Annotated in this window: 15 protein-coding genes; 8 read left to right on the forward strand and 7 right to left on the reverse strand. The window is 30.0% G+C overall.

Annotation, left to right across the window (positions count from 1 at the left end; all coding sequences use genetic code 11):
• Nucleotides 1-12 precede the first annotated feature (12 nt).
• The 7 genes from WG945_RS09560 (at nucleotide 13) to WG945_RS09590 (ending at nucleotide 13,551) form a co-directional block, all read left to right on the forward strand.
• A complete protein-coding gene (locus tag WG945_RS09560; protein ID WP_068447385.1) occupies nucleotides 13-1,749 on the forward strand; it encodes a glycosidase in 1,737 nt (578 codons plus the stop codon).
• A 113-nt stretch (nucleotides 1,750-1,862) separates the two neighbouring features.
• A complete protein-coding gene (locus WG945_RS09565; RefSeq protein ID WP_068447387.1) occupies nucleotides 1,863-4,160 on the forward strand; it encodes an NADP-dependent malic enzyme in 2,298 nt (765 codons plus the stop codon).
• Nucleotides 4,161-4,317: 157 nt separating this feature from the next.
• Nucleotides 4,318-4,899, forward strand: a complete 582-nt coding sequence (ruvA, locus tag WG945_RS09570) for a Holliday junction branch migration protein RuvA (protein WP_068447388.1) — start codon at nucleotides 4,318-4,320, stop codon at nucleotides 4,897-4,899.
• Nucleotides 4,900-4,904: 5 nt separating this feature from the next.
• Nucleotides 4,905-12,017, forward strand: coding sequence for a cell surface protein SprA (gene sprA, locus WG945_RS09575; RefSeq protein ID WP_231874466.1), 7,113 nt, complete (start codon nucleotides 4,905-4,907; stop codon nucleotides 12,015-12,017).
• Nucleotides 12,018-12,043: 26 nt separating this feature from the next.
• Nucleotides 12,044-12,424 carry a glycine cleavage system protein GcvH gene (gcvH, locus tag WG945_RS09580; protein WP_068447391.1) on the forward strand — a complete coding sequence of 127 codons (381 nt, stop codon included), beginning with the start codon at nucleotides 12,044-12,046 and terminating at the stop codon, nucleotides 12,422-12,424.
• Between the two features lie 58 nt (nucleotides 12,425-12,482).
• Nucleotides 12,483-12,773: a VanZ family protein gene (locus WG945_RS09585; RefSeq protein WP_231874467.1), complete on the forward strand. Its 291-nt coding sequence runs from the start codon at nucleotides 12,483-12,485 to the stop codon at nucleotides 12,771-12,773.
• Nucleotides 12,774-12,831: 58 nt separating this feature from the next.
• A complete protein-coding gene (locus WG945_RS09590; protein WP_068447394.1) occupies nucleotides 12,832-13,551 on the forward strand; it encodes an energy transducer TonB in 720 nt (239 codons plus the stop codon).
• Nucleotides 13,552-14,055: 504 nt separating this feature from the next.
• Here WG945_RS09590 and WG945_RS09595 read toward each other — a convergent pair.
• On the reverse strand, nucleotides 14,056-14,406 hold the full coding sequence (locus WG945_RS09595) for a toxin-antitoxin system YwqK family antitoxin (protein WP_068447395.1): 351 nt from the start codon (nucleotides 14,404-14,406) through the stop codon (nucleotides 14,056-14,058).
• A gap of 503 nt (nucleotides 14,407-14,909) precedes the next feature.
• Here WG945_RS09595 and WG945_RS09600 point away from each other — a divergent pair.
• Nucleotides 14,910-15,716 (forward strand): mechanosensitive ion channel family protein, encoded by an 807-nt coding sequence (locus WG945_RS09600; protein WP_068447397.1) that lies wholly within the window; start codon nucleotides 14,910-14,912, stop codon nucleotides 15,714-15,716.
• Nucleotides 15,717-15,720: 4 nt separating this feature from the next.
• On the opposite strand, the gene tsaB is transcribed toward WG945_RS09600, so the two are convergent.
• From tsaB to WG945_RS09630, 6 genes are all read right to left on the reverse strand, one after another.
• Nucleotides 15,721-16,407 (reverse strand): tRNA (adenosine(37)-N6)-threonylcarbamoyltransferase complex dimerization subunit type 1 TsaB, encoded by a 687-nt coding sequence (gene tsaB, locus WG945_RS09605; protein WP_068447400.1) that lies wholly within the window; start codon nucleotides 16,405-16,407, stop codon nucleotides 15,721-15,723.
• An 85-nt stretch (nucleotides 16,408-16,492) separates the two neighbouring features.
• Nucleotides 16,493-17,824, reverse strand: a complete 1,332-nt coding sequence (locus WG945_RS09610) for a TolC family protein (protein WP_068447402.1) — start codon at nucleotides 17,822-17,824, stop codon at nucleotides 16,493-16,495.
• Nucleotides 17,825-17,947: 123 nt separating this feature from the next.
• The gene (locus WG945_RS09615; RefSeq protein WP_068447404.1) at nucleotides 17,948-18,169 is read right to left on the reverse strand and encodes a hypothetical protein; all 222 of its coding nucleotides are present in this window, start codon (nucleotides 18,167-18,169) and stop codon (nucleotides 17,948-17,950) included.
• Nucleotides 18,162-18,701 (reverse strand): DUF420 domain-containing protein, encoded by a 540-nt coding sequence (locus WG945_RS09620; RefSeq protein WP_068447406.1) that lies wholly within the window; start codon nucleotides 18,699-18,701, stop codon nucleotides 18,162-18,164. The genes WG945_RS09615 and WG945_RS09620 overlap by 8 nt, the downstream gene beginning before the upstream one ends.
• Nucleotides 18,694-19,395, reverse strand: coding sequence for an SCO family protein (locus WG945_RS09625; protein ID WP_068447409.1), 702 nt, complete (start codon nucleotides 19,393-19,395; stop codon nucleotides 18,694-18,696). Before WG945_RS09625 ends, WG945_RS09620 begins: the two co-directional genes overlap by 8 nt.
• A complete protein-coding gene (locus WG945_RS09630; protein WP_068447411.1) occupies nucleotides 19,392-20,057 on the reverse strand; it encodes a hypothetical protein in 666 nt (221 codons plus the stop codon). Before WG945_RS09630 ends, WG945_RS09625 begins: the two co-directional genes overlap by 4 nt.
• Nucleotides 20,058-20,219: the final 162 nt, after the last annotated feature.

Here is a 20,219-nt window from a genome sequence, read left to right on the forward strand (position 1 = left end):
AATTACAATCTTATGCAAAAAGAAAACAATATAATTTCTAACGGAGTAATGCTTAATGCTTACCCAGATAGTATTGGACAAAAATTAAGCGACACTATTTCTATGCTTAAAACACCAGAATTTAAAGATGTTTTTTCTTTGTTTTATGTGTTACCTACCTTTTTTAATAGCGATTTAGATAGAGGGTTTTCTGTTATAGATTATAATTTAAATACAGATTTAGTTTCTAAAGAAGATTTAAAATCTTTAGAAGAACTAAACATAATGCTAAAATTTGATATTGTTCTAAATCATTTATCTGTAAATTCTCCACAATTTAAAGACATATTAGAAAATGGTGAAAAATCAAAATTTAAAGATTTTTTTATCAATTGGAATACTTTTTGGCAAGAAAACGGAACTAAAAACAAAGAAGGCATTGTAATACCAAAAGAAGCGTTTCTTAATAAATTATTTATGAGAAAATCTGGACTTCCAATACTAAAAGTTCCTTTTCCTGACGGCACAGAAAAACCGTATTGGAACACTTTTTACCAAGAAATTAAATACAATAAAATTAATAGCAAAGATTTAGAAAACAGTATTCCCACAAATTCTCAAAAAGCTGAATTAGTTTGTAAACAAGTTAATTTAGCTATTGAGAATAAAATTAATATTAATGATCTTGACTTAGGAGATTATAATAAATACAAAAAAGAAATAAGCCTTTTAGTAGAAAAAAATAGATCCTTTTTGGGGCAAATGGATGTAAATGCCAAATCTGAATTAGTTTGGGATTTTTACGAAGAAACGTTATCTAAAGTAAAAAGTTTTGGCTGTAAAATTTTACGATTAGATGCTTTTGCCTATTTACATAAAGAAGTTGGACAAACTAATTTTTTTAACAAACCAGGTACTTGGACCTATTTAGACCGCATTAATGAAATTGCTAAAAAAAATGATCTTATTCTTTTACCAGAAATTCATGCAGAATATGGTTTAGATTTACATGATGAGGTAGCAAAAGAAGGGTATCAAATCTACGACTTTTTCTTACCAGGATTAATGATTCACACCATAGAAACATCTAATGCTAAAGCTCTTTTAACTTGGGCAAAAGAAATTATTAGTAAAGGTTACAAAACTGTAAACATGTTAGGGTGTCATGACGGAATACCTGTTTTAGATTTAAAAGGAAAAGAAGTTAACGGAAAATACAATAACGGTTTACTAAAAGACGCTGAAATAGAATCGATCATGAATACTATTTTAGAACGCGGTGGTAGAGTAAAAAACCTATACGACCCTGCCGGAAATAAAATTTCGTACTACCAAGTTAACGCAACCTTTTTTAGTGCATTAGGAGAAAATGAACAAAAACTATTACTAGCAAGAGCCATTCAAATGTTTATGCCAGGCATTCCTCAAGTATGGTATTTAGATATTTTTGCAGGTAAAAATAATTATGCAGCCGCAGATAAAGGCGGAAGCGGTGGTCACAAAGAAATTAACAGAACAACCTTATCAAATAAAGACATAGAACAAGGCGTTAAAACAGATATTGTTTTAAACCAACTAAAAATAATGCGACTAAGAAATACTTCTAAAGCATTTAAAGGAACAATAAACATCAATGAAAGTTCTGAAAATGAATTAAATATAACCTGGTCTACCAAAAAAGATTTTGCTCAACTAAAAGCAAATCTTAAAACATATTCTTTTTCTATTACCTATTCAGAAAACAATACCACAAAAACTTTATCATATTAGAATACTAATGAATAAACCTTAAGTTAAAAGGTCCTTTAAAAGATTAGAAAATAAATTTTCTCTTTCACTGAAAATCATATATTTGTAAGCTTAAACAAGCAAAGACTTATTATATGAGCGATTCTAGAAAAAGACACGAAGCTTTATTATATCACGCAAAACCAAAACCAGGAAAGATAGAGGTAGTTCCTACTAAAAAATATGCCACTCAACACGACTTAGCATTGGCATATTCACCCGGTGTTGCAGAACCTTGCTTAGAAATTGTAAAAGATAAAAACAATGCATATAAATATACTGCAAAAGGAAACTTAGTAGCAGTAATTTCTAACGGAACTGCAGTTTTAGGCTTAGGAGACATTGGTCCGGAAGCTTCTAAACCAGTAATGGAAGGAAAAGGATTACTTTTTAAAATATTTGCAGATATCGATGTTTTTGACATTGAAGTTGATGCAACTGATGTAGAACTTTTTATACAAACCGTAAAAGCAATTGCTCCTACTTTTGGAGGAATAAACTTAGAAGATATTAAAGCACCAGAAGCTTTTGAAATTGAAAGAAGGTTAAAAGAGGAATTAGACATTCCGGTAATGCATGATGACCAACACGGAACAGCAATTATTTCTGCTGCAGCCTTAAAAAATGCCATAGACATTACCAACAAAGATATTAGTAAAGTAAAAATTGTTGTTAATGGAGCTGGAGCTGCTGCAATTTCTTGCACACTTTTGTATTTAAAATTAGGTGCAAAGAAAGAAAACGTGGTAATGTGCGACAGTAAAGGCGTTATTAGAAGCGATAGAGACAACCTTACCTCACAAAAAGCAGAATTTGCAACCGATAGAGATTTGCACACGCTAGATGAAGCCATGCATAATGCAGATGTATTTATTGGTTTATCTAAAGGAAACGTGGTTTCTCCTGAGATGCTTTTAACAATGGCAAAAGACCCCATTGTTTTTGCTATGGCAAACCCAGTTGCAGAAATAGATTACGATGTAGCAGTTGCTACAAGAAAGGATATTATTATGGCTACAGGAAGATCTGATCATCCTAACCAAGTGAATAATGTACTTGGATTTCCATTTATTTTTAGAGGTGCTTTAGATGTTAGAGCTACCAAAATTAATGAAGAAATGAAAATGGCAGCCGTTCATGCTTTAGCAGATTTAGCTAAAAAATCGGTGCCAGAGCAAGTAAATATTGTCTATGATGAAGTAAGTTTAGCTTACGGAAGAGAGTATATTATTCCAAAACCATTTGATCCAAGATTAATTTATGAAATTCCACCAGCAATTGCAAAAGCTGCAATGGATTCTGGTGTTGCATTAGAACCAATTGAAGATTGGGATAAATATAGAGAAGAGTTAATGGAACGTTCTGGTTCTGGAAGTAAAGAAATTAGAATTTTACACAACAGAGCAAAGAGCAATAGAAAACGTATTGTGTTTGCAGAAGCAGACCATATAGATGTTTTAAAAGCTGCGCAAAGAGTACATGACGAAAAGATTGGTGACCCAATATTATTGGGAAGAAAAGAAGTAATCTTAGCTTTAAAAGCAGAAATTGGTTTTACTGCAATTGTACCAATTATTGATCCAAAAATAGACGAAGAAACAGAACGTAGAGAACGTTTTGGAAAGATTTATTGGCAAAATAGACGACGTAAAGGACGTACTTTATCTGAAGCAACAAAATTAATGCGAGAACGTAATTATTTTGCTGCAATGATGGTGAACGAAAAAGAAGCAGATGCTTTAATTACAGGATATTCTAGACCTTACCCAACAGTTTTAAAGCCTATTTTAGAATTGATTGAAAAAGACAAAGGAGTTACTAAAATTGCTGCAACCAACTTAATGTTAACAAAACAAGGTCCGTTATTTTTAGCAGACACTACAATTAACATAAACCCTACGGCAAAAGAATTGGTGAAAATTACTCAAATGACTGGTAATTTTGTAAAAATGCTTGGAATGAAACCAAATATGGCAATGGTCTCTTTTTCTAACTTTGGATCTTCAAACTCTGAAACTTCTAAGAAAATTAGTGAAGCCGTTTCTTATTTACACCGTCATTTTCCAGACACTGTTATCGATGGAGAATTGCAAGCAGATTTTGCTTTAAACCCAGAAATGTTGGCAAAAGAATTTCCATTTTCTAAACTAAATGGTAAAAAAGTAAATGTTTTAATTTTCCCTAATTTAGAATCAGCAAACATTACTTATAAGTTAATGAAACAATTAAACCACGCAGAATCTATTGGTCCTATAATTTTAGGATTAAGTAAACCTGTACATATTTTACAATTAGGTTCTAGTGTAGATGAAATGGTAAACATGGCTGCATTGGCTGCTGTGGATGCTCAAGAAAAAGAAAAAAGATCTAAAATTAATAATAATTTAGTGTAAGAAGAATTTGATGTGAGAGTCAAATTTAAAGAACATACATCATAGGCAATTTCCTTTTATCATTTAAAGGCTATTTTCTATGATTTATAAAATATAATTTGCTCTCACAGCAAACCTAAAATAAATTCTTACTTTAGAGGCTTAGAAAAAATACTATATGATTACACAAGTTAGAGGAAGATTGGTAGAGAAAAACCCAACAGAGGTTGTTGTAGATTGCAATGGAGTTGGTTATTTATTACATATTTCTCTAAATACTTTCTCTAGTTTACCAGATGATGAATCGGTTGTATTATACACCCATTTATCCATAAGAGAAGACGCTCACACACTTTTTGGATTTATCACAAAAACAGAAAGAGAAGTTTTTAAATTATTAATTTCAGTTTCTGGTGTAGGACCAAGTATTGCTAGAACCATGTTGTCATCAATGACATCAGAAGAAATACAACACGCTATTGCATCCGAAAATGTACAACTCATACAATCTGTAAAAGGTATTGGAGCAAAAACAGCACAAAGAGTCATAGTCGATTTAAAGGATAAAATTTTAAAAACCTTTAATATTGATGAAGTTTCTACATTTACAAGCAATACCAATAAAGATGAAGCGTTATCTGCTTTAGAAGTTTTAGGTTTTAATAAAAAACAGTCAGAGAAAGTAATCTCTACTATTTTAAAAGAAAATCCAGAAGCTACAGTAGAAAACTTAATAAAACTAGCCTTAAAAAATTTATAATAATTTTGAAAAGTTTTTTTAACAAAATATTTTTATTTCTTGCTTTTATTTTCATAGCAAATACAGCTCTATATGCACAAACAGATAGAGATACCACTACAGTAAAAAATGACACGCTACAGTTAAGATATAACTTTAAAAAAGAGCAAACGGGTGGATTGTTTTTAGATTACCTGGCAGAGAAAGAAATTATATTTGATAAAGATTTAAACAGGTATGTAATTGTAGAAAAAATAGGCGATTATTATACAAAAACACCTATTTATCTCACGCAAAAAGAATACGCAGATTATCGTTTAAGGCGAGATATGACGCAGTATTACAAAGACAAAGTAAGTGCTACAAACTCTAAGAAAAAAGGATCTAAAGAAGCTCAGAAAGACTTATTACCAACGTATTATGTAAAATCTGATTTATTTAAAACTATTTTTGGAGGAAGTGAAATAAAAGTAACACCTACCGGAAGTTTAAATTTAAAATTAGGTTTTATTTATCAGAATACAGAAAACCCACAATTATCTGAAGAAAACAGAAGTAGTTTTACGTTTGATTTTGATCAACAAATTAACGCAAGTATTCGTGCACAAGTAGGTACACGTTTAGATTTTACAGCAAATTACGACACACAATCTACTTTCGATTTTCAGAATTTAGTAAAAATTGGTTACGAGCCAACAGAAGATGATATTTTACAAGGAATAGAAGCTGGTAATATTTCTATGCCCATTAAAAACTCATTAATTAATGGGGCTCAAAGTCTCTTTGGGATAAAAACACAGTTAAAATTTGGTAACACCAATATAACCGCTGTTTTCTCACAGCAAAACTCAGAAAGTACAACAACAGTTTCAGAAGGTGGTGCTTCTATACAAGAGTTTCAATTAAAGGCTACGGATTACGATAATGACCGTCACTTTTTCTTATCTCAATATTTTATAGACAACTACGCAAATTCACTTAAAAATTATCCATTAATTAATAGTCAAATTAATATTACAAGAGTAGAAGTTTGGATAACCAACAGAAACTCAAGTACAGAAGATTATAGAAGTATTGTGGCTTTAGCAGATATTGGAGAATCTGATACCGATGTTTTGGTAAATCAAACAGGAGAAGTACAACCTACAAATCCGCCAACCACAACCGGTGGAAACATACCAACAAACGAATCTAACAATTTATCTGATTTACTAACTACAACTAGCGGAATTAGAAGTATTTCTACCGTAAATAGTACCTTACAACCTTATAACATGAGCGAGGGTACGGATTATTCTGTATTAGAAAATGCAAGAAAATTAAGCTCTAGCGAATTTACTTTAAACTCTCAATTAGGTTTTATCTCTTTAAATAGTAGATTAAATGATGGTGAGGTTTTAGCTGTTGCTTATGAATATACAATTGCTGGTGGAGTTTCTGGAAGCACAAAAACGTCTTTTAAAGTTGGGGAATTTTCTAATGATGGTATTCAAACTCCACAAACTTTAGCTGTAAAGTTATTACGTAGTGAGATTTTAAAAACAAAAAGAGATAGAGTTGTTGGTGGTGTTACTATTGAAGAGTCTTTTCCTACCTGGCGTTTAATGATGAAAAACGTGTATGCCTTAGGTACTTATCCATTATCTCAAGATGGTTTCTATTTCGAAATTCAATATAGAGATGACCAAACAGGTATTTCTTCTAATGTTTTACAAAACTCAAACACAGCAGGGATTCCTAACTTGCCGTTAATACAAGTTTTTAAATTAGATCAATTAGACCAAAGTCAGTATAGATCTCCAGACGGATATTTTGATTATGTAGAGGGCATTACTGTTAATTCTACAAACGGATTTATCTTTTTTCCTGAACCAGAACCTTTTGGTAATGATTTGGTACAACAGAATACCAATGATGTTGGTTTAGATGAGACTGTAGACAATAACTATTTATTTAAAGAACTCTATTTAAATACAAAAGTAAACGCGCAAAACAACTATCAAAATAAAGATAAATACTATTTAAAAGGATATTTTAAATCAGAAAATTCTGGAGGAATACCAATTGGAGCTTTTAATGTACCTAGAGGATCTGTTACAGTAACCGCAGGTGGAAGACAATTAGTAGAAGGGGTAGATTATGTAGTAGATTACCAAGCAGGACGTGTACAAATTATAGACAGTGGCTTGCAAGCTTCTGGAACACCAATAAGTGTTTCTACAGAAAACAACGCTGTATTTAATCAACAACAAAAAACATTTATGGGAGTAGATGTTGAACATAAGTTTTCAGATAAATTTATTATTGGAGCAACCATTTTAAATGTAAATGAAAAGCCTATTACTCCTAAAGTAAATTTTGGTTCAGACCCAATAAACAACACCATGTTTGGGGCAAATATAGATTACACAACAGAAGTACCTTATTTTACAAAATTAGCTAATAAATTACCTTTTGTAGATACAGATGTCCCGTCTAACTTATCGGTTAGAGCAGACATGGCATACTTGCTTCCTGGAACACCAAGCGGAATTGATGTGGCAGGTGCTGCAACCTCTTATATAGATGATTTTGAAGCTTCTCAAATACCTATTAGTATCTTATCGCCATTAGATTGGCATGAAGCAAGTACTCCAAAATATTTTCCTGGTTTTAATGGTGATCAAGAAGATTTATCTTACAACTACCAAAGAGGAAAATTAGCTTGGTACAATGTAGATCAAATTTTTTATGGAGCTGGAGATACCCCTGCAAACATTAATGCTGCAGAACTTTCTAGAGCAGAAACAAGACAGATTAATTATAGAGAATTGTTTCCTAATGTTCAGTTAGACATTACACAGAATTCTGTAATAAGAACTTTAGATTTAGCCTATTTTCCTTCAGAAAGAGGTTCTTATAATTTAGATACTGGTATTAACGTAAAGGCAGACGGAACTTTCTCTGATCCAGAAAATAGATGGGCAGGAGTTATGAGGTCTTTAACAACCAACAATTTTGACCAAGCAAATGTAGAATATGTTCAATTTTGGGTAATGGATCCTTATGAAAACTATTCAATTACAGAAGCAGAAGGTTTGCCTATTGGCATGAATCCTGAAAACACATCAAACCAAGTTGGAGATTTATATATAAACTTAGGTAATGTTTCAGAAGACATCTTAAAAGACAGTCGTAAAATGTATGAAAATGGTTTATCTGAAACTGGTGGAGACTTAAATACAGCAGAGACAACTTGGGGTAAAGTACCAACAAACCCATCTATTATTTATGCATTTGATGAAAATGATGAATCTAGAACCAACCAAGATCTTGGTTATGATGGTTTAAATGATGCTGAAGAATTTTCTAAGTACAATGCAACCATTCCTAACTTTAGTAAATTAAATCCTAATGATCCTGCATCAGATAATTTTCAATATTTTAGAGGAAGTGAATTAGATGCAAACCGTGCTTCTATTCTTACCAGGTATAAAAATTATAACAATACACAAGGGAATTCACCAACCTTAAATCAATCTACAGAAAGCTACCCTACTTCATCAACAACCTATCCAGATGTAGAAGATATTAATAAAGATCAGACCATGAATACCGTAGAAAGTTACTACGAGTATAAAGTTTCTATGAATAGAAATGATTTGGTTGTTGGAAAGAATTTTATTGTTGATAAAAAAACAACAGATGTAACTTTAGAAAACGGAGCAAACCAAACAACAACTTGGTATCAATTTAGAGTCCCTATTAGAAGCGGAACACCTGTAAATGGTATTTCAGATTTTAATAGTATTCGTTTTGTTAGAATGTTTTTAACTAATTTTAAAATGCCTGTTGTAATTCGTTTTGGTGAGTTAGACTTGGTACGTGGAGATTGGAGACGTTATACAAAAACTTTAGACGAATCTATTTCAACTCCAGTAGATTTAGATGAAAACGAATTAAAAGACTTTGAAGTTGGTGTTGTAAGTATAGAACAAAATGAAGGAAGTTATATACAGCCTCCAGGAATAGAAAGAGAACAATTACAAGGTAGTACTAGTATACAATTACAAAATGAACAATCTGTTACCTTAAAAGTAAATAATTTACCTGCAAATGAAACCAGAGCAATTTATAAAAACATCAGCATAGATTTAAGACGATTTAAAAATTTAAAAATGTTTATGCACCTTCAAAAAAATGAAGGAGCACTTGCAATTAATGATGATGATTTTTCTGCGGTTATAAGATTAGGTACAGATTTAGATGACAATTTTTATCAAATAGAAATGCCTTTAAAAGTATCTCAAAACGGTACTTCTGCTTTAGATATTTGGCCAGAAGCAAATAATTTAGATGCTTTTCTAGAAACTTTTGGATTGGTCAAATTAGAAAGAGACAGAGTTGGAGTTGCCATTACAGACATCTACACCTCTACAGAACAAGATGCAGAAATACCATATACCATTTCTGTAAAAGGAAACCCAACGTTAGCAGAATTAAAAACAATTGTTTTAGGAGTTAAAAATAAAACAACTTCTCCTATTAGTGGTGAGGTTTGGTTTAATGAGTTGCGTTCTTCTGGTTTTGATAATGAAGGTGGTTGGGCAGCTGTTTTAAATGCCGATGCAAATTTTGCAGATGTAGCAAATATTTCTTTATCTGGTAGCATGTCTACAGTTGGTTTTGGTAATGTAGAAGACAGAGTAGGCCAACGTAGTTTAGATGAAACAAAACAATACGATGTTGCTACTACTATAAATTTAGGTAAAGTTTTAACCCCTAAAAAATGGGGAATTCAATTGCCAATGAGTTATAGTGTTGGTGAACTTTATATAGACCCAAAATACGATCCTCAGTTTCAAGACGTAGAATTAGCAGATGCTTTAGGTGAAAATGAAAATAGTGAATTCTCTAGAGATTATACCAAAAGAACAAGTATCAGTTTTACAAACGTAAAAAAGAATAGAAACCCTAATTCTACCAAAAAACAAAAATTTTATGATGTAGAAAACTTAGCAGTTTCTTACGCACACAATAAAGAGTTTCAAAGAAATTATAACATCAAAAAACGTATTAACGAAAGTGTAAGAGCATCTGCTTCTTATAATTTTAGTTTTGATTCTAAACCAATAGAACCTTTTAAAAATAATGATTCTATTTTTAAAAGCAAATATTGGCAACTTCTAAAAGACTTTAATTTTAATCCAATTCCTAAAACTTTTGCCGTTAATTCTAGTATCAACAGAAATTATAACGAACAACAGTCTAGAAATTTAGTTGCAGGTTTATCTGCACAACCAGAATTAAAACAACGTAGATTTTTATTCGATTGGGATTATACTATTGGTTTCGATTTAACAAAATCGTTACAAGTAAACTTTAATGCCACCAACAGCTATATTTACGATACTTTTGGTAGCGATGATGAAATACAAGTTTTTGATGACTTCTTTAACACAGGAAGAGCAAATCATTATCATCAAGCATTAAACGGTACCTATAATTTACCAATAGATAAAATTCCGTTTTTAAAGTTTATAAAAGCAGATTATGCATACACCGCAGATTTCGATTGGCAAGCAGCTCCACAAAATACAATAAACGTTAATGGTGTTGATGTACCTTCTGTAGAACTGATAGGAAACGTTATTCAGAATGCAAATACACACAATTTAAATACTACTATTAATTTTGATAGCTTTTATAAAGGGCTAGGTTTCGAAAAGTTATTATTAACTAAAAATCAACGTAAAAGTACAAAAGGAGAAAAAGGTGATAATTTACCAAGAACTCCAGGAAGAGTTAAACAAAATAAAAAATTATCGATTGGTAAAAAGATTTTAAAAGGCACTTATGATATTGTAACTTCTGTAAAACAAGGAAAAATAAGTTACTCAGAAAACAATGGTCAATTATTACCTGGTTATACGGAAGATGTTGGCTTTTTAGGCGGTGCTCCTACTTCTTTTGCTTTTGGTAGTCAAGTAGATATTAGAAATAAAGCTTTAGAACAAGGTTGGTTTGTAAGCAGAAATAATGGTGATGAGTATTACAGTAAAACCTACAGTAAAACTCATTACAATAAATTAGATTATACTTTTACTTTAAAACCTATAAAGGATTTAAACATAGATGTTAGAGGTAATAAAATACAAACAAGAGATATCTCTCAACAATTAGATTTAGTATCTGGTAGCAATCAATTTGAAAATACACCTTTCTTTGAAACAGGAAACTTTAGTACTAGTTACTCTATGGTTTCTACAGCATTTACAGATGGTGATGTTTTGTTTCAGAACTTAAGAGATTATAGAAGTATTATTTCTAACAGATTAGCTACAGAAAACGAAGTGCCAGCAAGTGGTTTTGGTACCAATAGTCAGCAAGTTTTATTACCTGCCTTTGTAGCTGCTTATTCTGGTAAGAGTCCAGATAAAGTAAATACAGGTTTGTTTAGAGATGTTCCTATTCCTAACTGGACTTTGCGTTATAATGGTTTAATGAAGTTTAACTTCTTTAAGAAAAACTTTAGCAACTTTGTAGTTTCACATGGTTATAGATCTTCTTATACAGTATCTAGTTTTACCAACAATTTACAGTATGATTCAAACAACCCGTATGCTAACTTAAATGTTGCTAACAATTACGAATCTGAATTGTTAGTATCTGCAGTTACTTTAGTCGATGAATTTTCTCCACTAATTAAATTAGACATGAAAATGAGAAACTCTTTCTCTTTAAGAGGAGAAATAAAAAGCGACAGAACACTTACTATGAATTTTAACAATAGTACTTTAACAGATATTTCTGGGACAGAATATATATTTGGAATGGGCTATGTTTTTGAAGACGTAAAGTTTAGCACTCGTTTTACAGGTAAAAAACAAACACTAAAAGGAGACATTAATTTAAGAGCAGATGTATCATTAAGAGATAATATTACACAAATTAGGTCTGTAGATGAAGATAATGATCAAATTAGTGGTGGACAAAAACTTTTTTCTATTAAATTTACCGCAGATTATAGATTAAGTAATAGTTTAACAGCATCATTCTATTACAACCATCAAACATCTAGATATGCAATCTCTACCACTTTTCCTAGACAAGCGATTAATGGAGGATTTAATATTATTTATAACTTAGGAGGAAACTAAAAATAACAACAAAAATTATTAAAAGAATGAATTTACCATCAGAATTAAAGTACACCAAAGACCACGAGTGGATTAAAATTGAAGGAGAAGTAGCAACTGTAGGTATTACAGAATTTGCACAAGGAGAGTTAGGAGACATCGTTTATGTAGATGTAGACACTTTAGATGATACTGTAGAAGAAGGAGAGGTTTTTGGATCTGTAGAAGCTGTTAAAACCGTTTCTGATTTATTTATGCCTTTAACAGGTGAAGTAATAGAATTTAATGAAGATTTAGAAGACGAACCAGAGCTTGTTAATGCAGATCCTTACGGTAAAGGTTGGATGATTAAAATTAAAATATCAGATAGTTCACAAATAAATGACTTATTAGATGCAGCAGCGTATAAAGAGCTTATTGAAGGATAATCTTTATATCATTGCAATACTAATAACAATTTCGATTGCATATTTGAGTTTAAGGAGAATGCCTAAGATAGAAACAGGAATCAATAACGTTGATAAAATATATCATTTTATTGCTTACTTTACACTTTCTATAACGTGGTTATTCTCTTTTTATAGAAAACCATCTCTAAAATATGTTATTATTATTTGTTGTATTCTTTTTGGCATAATTATTGAAGTTTCACAACAAACATTAACTACATATAGAACAGGAGATTACAAAGATGCATTAGCAAATACGGTAGGTATCATCTTAGGATTTATTGTTTTTAATCAAATTTTGAAAAAAATTACAGTTAATTCATACTAAGACTTGTATATAAACCAATAATTTAATTAAATTAGCGAACTATTAAAAACTCTTTACAATGGAAATTAAAAAAAACCCGAAGTCAAATTTAGAAAATTACAGTAAAATTTTTATGCAAATAGGTTTGGTTTTAGCACTATTTGTAACTTACGCAGCTATAGAAAACAAAACTTATGATAAAGTTATTGGTGATTTAGGTACAGTAAGTATGAATGCTGATATGGAAGAAGAAACAGTAATTACTGAGAAAATAGAACCTATTAAACCTAAAACTCCACCACCACCAGCTCCAGAAAAGATAGAAATTGTAGAAGATGAGAAGGAAGTTGAAGAAACTGTAATTGAATCTACTGAAACAGATGAAACAGAAGCTGTAGAAGTTGAAGAAATTGTAGAAATTCAAGAAGTTGAAGAAGTTGTAGAGGACGTAAGTTTTATGATTATTGAAGATGTACCTGTATTTCCTGGATGTAAAGGAAGTAAAAACGAGTTAAAAGCTTGTTTTAGTAAAATGGTACAAAAGCACTTCTCCAGAAAATTTGATGCAAACTTACCAAATGAATTAGGATTATCTTCTGGTAGAAAAAGAGTATTTATCGGTTTTAAAATTGATAAAAACGGTAACATTGTTGATGTTAATGCAAGAGCTCCACACCCAAAAATTAAAAGTGAAGTTATTAGCGTAATGAAACAATTACCTAAAATGAAACCAGGAAAACAAAGAGGTAAACCAGTAGGTGTAAAATATAGTATTCCTTTTACTTTAATTGTAGAGTAATTTAGAAATACACTATTAAAAAAAACGTTTAAAGAAGATCTTTAAACGTTTTTTTTATGCCCTAAAGTTTTATATTACTTATCAAGATAAAGTAATACTATCAGTAAAAAAATAATCAAAGCAGCTACTTCTATTAATCTAGCTTTACAAGCAGATCTTCTTCTTACATTATTTGTTAAGCAAATACTATTACTAACAAAGTGAATTAATATAATAAGGAATAATAACTCTTTTATCTAATCACTTCCATACAACTGTTAAGTAAATTATTACATAGTATTTAACCGCTTAAAACAATAGAGATACATTATTTATACATCAGAGTATTTTTATTAGAAATGAACCTTAAATAAACCAAGAATATATTTTAGAACTAATATTGATTAAACTCAAAATGTATCATATCAAGATCAGAAAAATAAAATTGTACATAAAAAGACCTCCAAAAAAACAATTTTTCTGGAGGTCTTTTTAGCTAATTAACTAGCTTAAAAAATAGGTTTCTTATTTATTAGAAGCTAATCTAGATTCATGCTTCCATAAGTTTACGCTAACTATTGCATTGTTATCATAACTGATTTCTTTTAAAACCTCTTGATTCCAAACAAACCACTTACCTACTTTTTTGCCATCTTTATACTTAGCAATTTGAGTTTTATTTCCTTCTTTATCAAAACGCGTCCATTGACCAGTTAATTTTTTATCCTTAAAGTAACCTTCTGTACTTATAGACCCATCTTCATAATAGTAAGTAGCCTTCACTAAATCTCCTTCTATGGTATATGTTGTTTCTTTATCTTGAGAATATCCTATTGTTGCTATGCAAAGAGCAATAAGTGTTAGTATTTTTTTCATCAGTATATATTTAATTGTTAACATTAGATACACAAATATAGTAAATAAGTTACAATTAAGCAACACTTTAGTAACATTAAATTAACATTGGGATTTTGTAATAAATTTGATCTCATTATTTTAACTCTATGAAAAACAAAACTATGGCAATCATAAAGATGATTTAAGTACTTACAAACTCTCAAAAGAGTTGCGAAGAAGTGACTAGAAAAGCAATAAACACCCCCTAAATCAGTAAAAACATAAAACCTGTTTTTTACAATCATAAAATGTTATGGTTAATGATAATGTAATTAGTGAGTTTAGAGAAAATCTAAAAATTACGAAGCTACTAAGTTAAAATCAACCTCTTTTAAAGGTAATTTAATGTATCATTAAGAAGCTTTTTTATAGATAAAATACAAATCATAAAAAATAATATCCTTTTAATATAACAGTTAAACTTTTCGTTCTTCAATAAGAAACCTTTATTTTTGCATTTAATTTATAAAAAAACAAAAAAAATGGATAAATATCTTGAATATTTAAAAGGGTTAATAATTGAGTATACTCCAAAAGTTTTAGTAGCGTTAGCAATTCTAATTATTGGTTTATTTGTTATAAAACTGTTGGTTAAAGGCGCTAAAAAAGCAATGAATAAAGGTGGTTTAGACGCTACGCTTCAAACTTTTTTAAGTAACTTAATTGGTTGGGCACTAAAAATATTATTAATTATAATGGTTATTTCTAAACTAGGAGTAGAAACAACCTCTTTTGCAGCAATTATAGCAGCTGCTGGTTTAGCTGTAGGTTTAGCACTACAAGGATCTCTTGCTAATTTTGCAGGTGGTGTTTTAATTATGATTTTTAAACCTTTTAAACTAGGTGATTTTATAGAAGCACAAGGTGAAAGCGGAACTGTAAAACAAATTGAAATTTTTACAACTAAATTAAATACAACAGACAATAAAGAAATTATAATTCCTAATGGAACTTTATCTAATGGTAATATTGTTAACTATAGCACAGAAGATACTCGTCGTGTAGATTTTACTTTTGGAGTTGGTTATGATTCTGATATTAAGAAAACAAAAGATCTTCTTTATGGCATTCTAAACAACCATCCATTAATTTTAAAAACTCCTGCTGCTGCAGTTAATTTATCTGAATTAGGGGACAGTTCTATCAATTTCTTTACCAGAGGTTGGGTTAAAAAAGAAGACTATTGGACAGTTAAGTTTGAAGTTATGGAACAAGTAAAAGAGGCACTAGATGAAGCAGGAATTGATATTCCTTATCCACACAGAGTAAACATCAATAAAAACGAATAATAGTTTAAAAAGTAGGTTTCTTTTTCTTTTCTGGAATTACAACAAAGTCCTTTAAATAAAAAGGTTCAAAATAAGCGACATCTTCGATGTCGTTTTTTTTGTACTTATCAAAAGATAATTGTGCCATTTCTTTGGCAGAAGGAAACTTATTATCGACAAAAACAGCATTTTTATGCGTAATTACCTCTTTACATTTATGAGCTCCATCACCTAAAAAATAAACGGTATTTGTTTCTAAGTATTCAGAAAAAGAGTTTTCGTCTATAATTTCTGCCTTTATATCTCTAATCTGTTTATAATTCTCATCATAAACAGCTGCATAGACTTCCATTCTTCTAGCATCTAGCATAGGTATAATAACACCTTTATCTACAGAAACAGCATGTGCTAAAGATTCTAATGTTTTAATTGAGATTAATGGCTTATCAAAAGCAAAACAAAGCCCTTTTGCGGCAGAAACGCCTATTCTTAAACCCGTATAAGAACCAGGACCTTTACTAACAGCTACAGCGTCTATTTCTTCTGTAGTTACTTTTGCTTCTTGTAAAACATCTAAAATAAAAGGATGCAATACTTCTGCGTGCGAATAATTGCCGTTATTTAATTCTTTAATAACTAAAACGACTCCGTCTTTTGCAATACTTACAGAGCAGTTCTTGGTTGCGGTTTCTATGTTAAGGATAATTGTCAATTGTTCTATTTTTATGCAAATATAAGTTATAGAAAAAAGAAAACCTCGCAAATCTGCGAGGCTTCATAAGTAATCTTTATTTTATTTATTCTAGAATTAATTCTCCAGAATAAAATTGCAATACTTTTGTTTTAAAAACATAATCGTATTTAGAACGAATCATGGTTGCTTCTGCATTTACCAAACGTGTTCTCACTTGATCAAAATCAAACAAAGTAATGGTTCCGTAATTGTAACGTTCTTGTGCATTTTTAAAAGCTTCTTTTTGTGCATCTAAAGAAATATTAGAAGCTTCAAAGGTTTTTAAAGCAGACTTAACATCTAAAAAGGATTGTTCTATGGTTTGCTTTAAATTTAATTTCTCACTCTCTAACTGAGTTTCAGAAATTTCTTTATTAATGATAGACTTAGCCACACTATTTTTAGTTTGGAATCTATTAAAAATAGGAATACTAAGAGAAATACCCAATCCGTGTTGTAATCTGTCTTCAAACTGAGCGAAAAAAGAAGAGTTGGTTTGGTTTGGTAATAGGTTGTTAAATTGATGGTAATAAGAATTACCAGAACTTAAAGAATATGATAAAGTAGGTAAAAATGCCCCTTTAGAAATATCAATATTTAAATCTGCATTTTCAATAGCCAATTTAGCTCTTTCTATTTCTGGCATTTCTTCTAATGATTTTTGATATACATCATCAGAGTTTTTAAACAATAAAGTTGATGTTGGTGTACCTACATCTATAGAAGCAATATCAAAATTTTGAACAGGAACTTGTAATAGCTGTGCTAAGTTTAACAACGCCAAGTCTAAAGCATTTTCTTGTGCAATAACATTTTGTAAATCTGTAGCAGCTGTAGACTGTGTGTTTAAAAGTTCTCCTTTAGCAATTACACCAGAATTAAATCTACTTTCTGCAGCTTCAATTTGTTTTTTACTAATTTCATATTGAACTTTAACAGCATTTAAATTTTCTTTAGCAAATAATATATTTAAATATCCATTTACTACAAATAAAGAAATATCATTTTCAATTTTCTTTAAATCTAATAAACTAGATGCAACACCTAACTGAGCTTGTTTGTAAGTATTAGTATTTCTAAAACCATTAAAAATAATTCCGCCACCAGATAAACTTAAACTAGACGAGAAATTGTTTGTGTTTTTTAATACTCCATTTTCATCTGAAGATAAACCAGCATTAAATCTTCCACCAGTAGAAAGGTTTAAGTTTGGTAAAAAATTTCCCTTAGCAATAGCAACATCTTTTTTTGCTAACTCTAAGCTTAATTTATTTTGTTGAATAGAAATATTTTTTTCTAAAGCTTGATCTACACATTCTTTAAGTGTCCATTGTTTCTGAGAAAAAGTAGCAATAGTAGTTAAAAAAGCTACAAAAAGGATAAGTTTAGTTTTCAAAACGTATTATTTTTTAGTTGATATAATATAAATTGTAATCACAAAAGAAGAACTTTTCTTTTGAAGTCAAAAATAAGACGACTAAAAGTAAAATTTGTTACAAAATAAAACACTTATGTGCTGCTATTTTTCATTTATCTTTTTATATCTGTAAATTACAAATAATAAAAGCCCCACTAAAAGGTAAGGAAATACCATTAAATAGGTTATTCCATTATTAATACCTTCTGCCATAGAACTATCTCCATTTTCTACTACAGCCTTACACATTGCACATTGAGAAAATGAAAATTTTGATGTAAAAAACATCAACAAAAACAATACTAAAACTCTTTTTTTATACATAATAAGGAGATATCATTAAATATACAATTACACCAGTAACAGCAACATACAACCATAAAGGAAAAGTAAATTTGGCTATTTTTTTATGTTGTGGAAAATTACCCAATTTTGCTCTCATATAGGTTGTGAGTACAAATGGAATTACAATTATTGATAAAACAATATGCGTGAATAGAATAAAATAATAAACGTATTTTATAACTCCTTCTCCACCAAAAGATGTAGAATTTGAGCTCATGTGATATCCTATATACAACAATAGAAAAATAAGAGAACATGCTATTGCTACCGTATTGAGTTGCTCATGTAATTTTACATTTCCTTTTTTAATTGCAATTACTGCAGCAATTAGAATAACAGCTGTTAAACCATTAATAGAAGCATAAATTGGAGGTAAAAATGTTAAAGGTTCTACATTAAAGCCTAAATCTTTTAGATTAACACCAAACAAAGCTGCAACAGCTAACGGAATTACAATTGATAAACCAGTTATAATTTTCTTGTACTTTTTTTCTTGTGCTAAATTACTCATTCAACAAAATTTTAATATCTTCTATTAATTCTACTACTTGATCAGAGAAACCTTGTTCTGTTAAAGCCCTATAATACATAATTGGGTTACCGTATTCATCTTTTCTAGATCTAATGTTACCTTCTTTATCTACCAATGCAAATAAGCCAGAATGCTCAAAACCACCATGATCTTCATCTCCTTTACCTGCGTATAATTTAAATCCTTTATTAGCTAAATCATACACTACATCTTGACTCTTACCTGTTAATAGGTGCCAGTTTTTATGAGTAATTTGGTTAGCTTTTGCATATTCTTTTAAAACCTCTTGTGTGTCGATATCTGGCGTAATGGAAAAAGAAGCTATTCCAAAATCAGTATTTGAAGAAAACTTATTTTGAATTGTTACCATTTTTTTATTCATTAAAGGGCAAATGGTTGGACAAGTAGAAAAGAAAAATTCAACCACATGCACTTTTCCTTTATAATCTTTATTACTGATAGTAATACCGTTTTGATCTATAAACTCAAAATCTGGAACTTTATTAAATGTGTACAAGTCATTTGTACTTGTTGTTTTTTTATCTACTTTATTCAATCTATCATCTTGAACAAGATCATTGTCATTTATTCTACTGTCTATATTTCTAACAACATAAATTCCGAATAAAAGAATAATAAATGAAACACCTATATAAGAATACTTTTTGTTCATAACCCTACTTCTTTTCTATCTGCTTTGTTCTTATTTTTATCTTTAAAAGCTGCATAATACTCGTAATAAAGTACCAATACATCATCTTTTAATTTTGCATTTAACACTGATACAGAATTCATATTATAACCAAATAATTTTCCGTCTACGCTATCTTGATCGCTCACTCTCCCTCTTAAATCTCCATTTTTATCAATCAAAAACACATTAGAGGTATACAGGCTAGACAATGCATCATCTGAATTAAACCCAGCGTGTAATGCTGTAATTTGCTCTTCAGAGCCTGCTATAAACTTCCATTTTACCATATCGGTAAAAGCACCGATCTCTTTTTTAAGGATCTCTACTTCACTTTCTTTTCCTTTAGGATAAACAGCAATTATTTGAAATTGATTGTACTCTATAAACTTCTTGTAAATTTTCTCATTCAAATTAAAGAAACCTCCTTTATTTGAATTCATATCGTTTCCTAAAAAGCAAACAACAGAAATATTACCGTTAAATGTTTTTGATGAATCTAAAGTAGAAACATCTAACACATTGCTAGTAACAACAGGTAGTTTTGTAAAATTATTTGTTCCGGTAGATAAAATTAAAAAACAAATTAACGGAAAAATAAAAAGTAAAAATAAAACGACTCTTTTTTTAGTAAGTTTCATCATTGTTAAAAATTATAAATTAACCGCAAAGAGCGTAAAGTATTTTTTTATGATTCCCTATACATTCAGTTTATGAATTTTAGGATAATTAAAAATATTTAAAGGTTTTTAGACTTTAAAAAAACAACAATATTTTATATAAAAAAAGGTGGTTAAAACCACCTT

Origin of the sequence: Polaribacter atrinae (assembly GCF_038023995.1) — a bacterium.
GTDB lineage: Bacteria > Bacteroidota > Bacteroidia > Flavobacteriales > Flavobacteriaceae > Polaribacter > Polaribacter atrinae.

Coding starts and splice junctions, on each gene's coding strand:
- WG945_RS09590 (WP_068447394.1), top strand. CDS start 12,832: ATGGAAATTAAAAAAAACCCGAAGTCAAATTTAGAAAATTACAGTAAA.
- WG945_RS09600 (WP_068447397.1), top strand. CDS start 14,910: ATGGATAAATATCTTGAATATTTAAAAGGGTTAATAATTGAGTATACT.
- ruvA (WP_068447388.1), top strand. CDS start 4,318: ATGATTACACAAGTTAGAGGAAGATTGGTAGAGAAAAACCCAACAGAG.
- WG945_RS09585 (WP_231874467.1), top strand. CDS start 12,483: ATGCCTAAGATAGAAACAGGAATCAATAACGTTGATAAAATATATCAT.
- WG945_RS09595 (WP_068447395.1), bottom strand. CDS start 14,406: ATGAAAAAAATACTAACACTTATTGCTCTTTGCATAGCAACAATAGGA.
- WG945_RS09630 (WP_068447411.1), bottom strand. CDS start 20,057: ATGATGAAACTTACTAAAAAAAGAGTCGTTTTATTTTTACTTTTTATT.
- WG945_RS09620 (WP_068447406.1), bottom strand. CDS start 18,701: ATGAGTAATTTAGCACAAGAAAAAAAGTACAAGAAAATTATAACTGGT.
- WG945_RS09565 (WP_068447387.1), top strand. CDS start 1,863: ATGAGCGATTCTAGAAAAAGACACGAAGCTTTATTATATCACGCAAAA.
- gcvH (WP_068447391.1), top strand. CDS start 12,044: ATGAATTTACCATCAGAATTAAAGTACACCAAAGACCACGAGTGGATT.
- WG945_RS09615 (WP_068447404.1), bottom strand. CDS start 18,169: ATGTATAAAAAAAGAGTTTTAGTATTGTTTTTGTTGATGTTTTTTACA.
- WG945_RS09560 (WP_068447385.1), top strand. CDS start 13: ATGCAAAAAGAAAACAATATAATTTCTAACGGAGTAATGCTTAATGCT.
- WG945_RS09625 (WP_068447409.1), bottom strand. CDS start 19,395: ATGAACAAAAAGTATTCTTATATAGGTGTTTCATTTATTATTCTTTTA.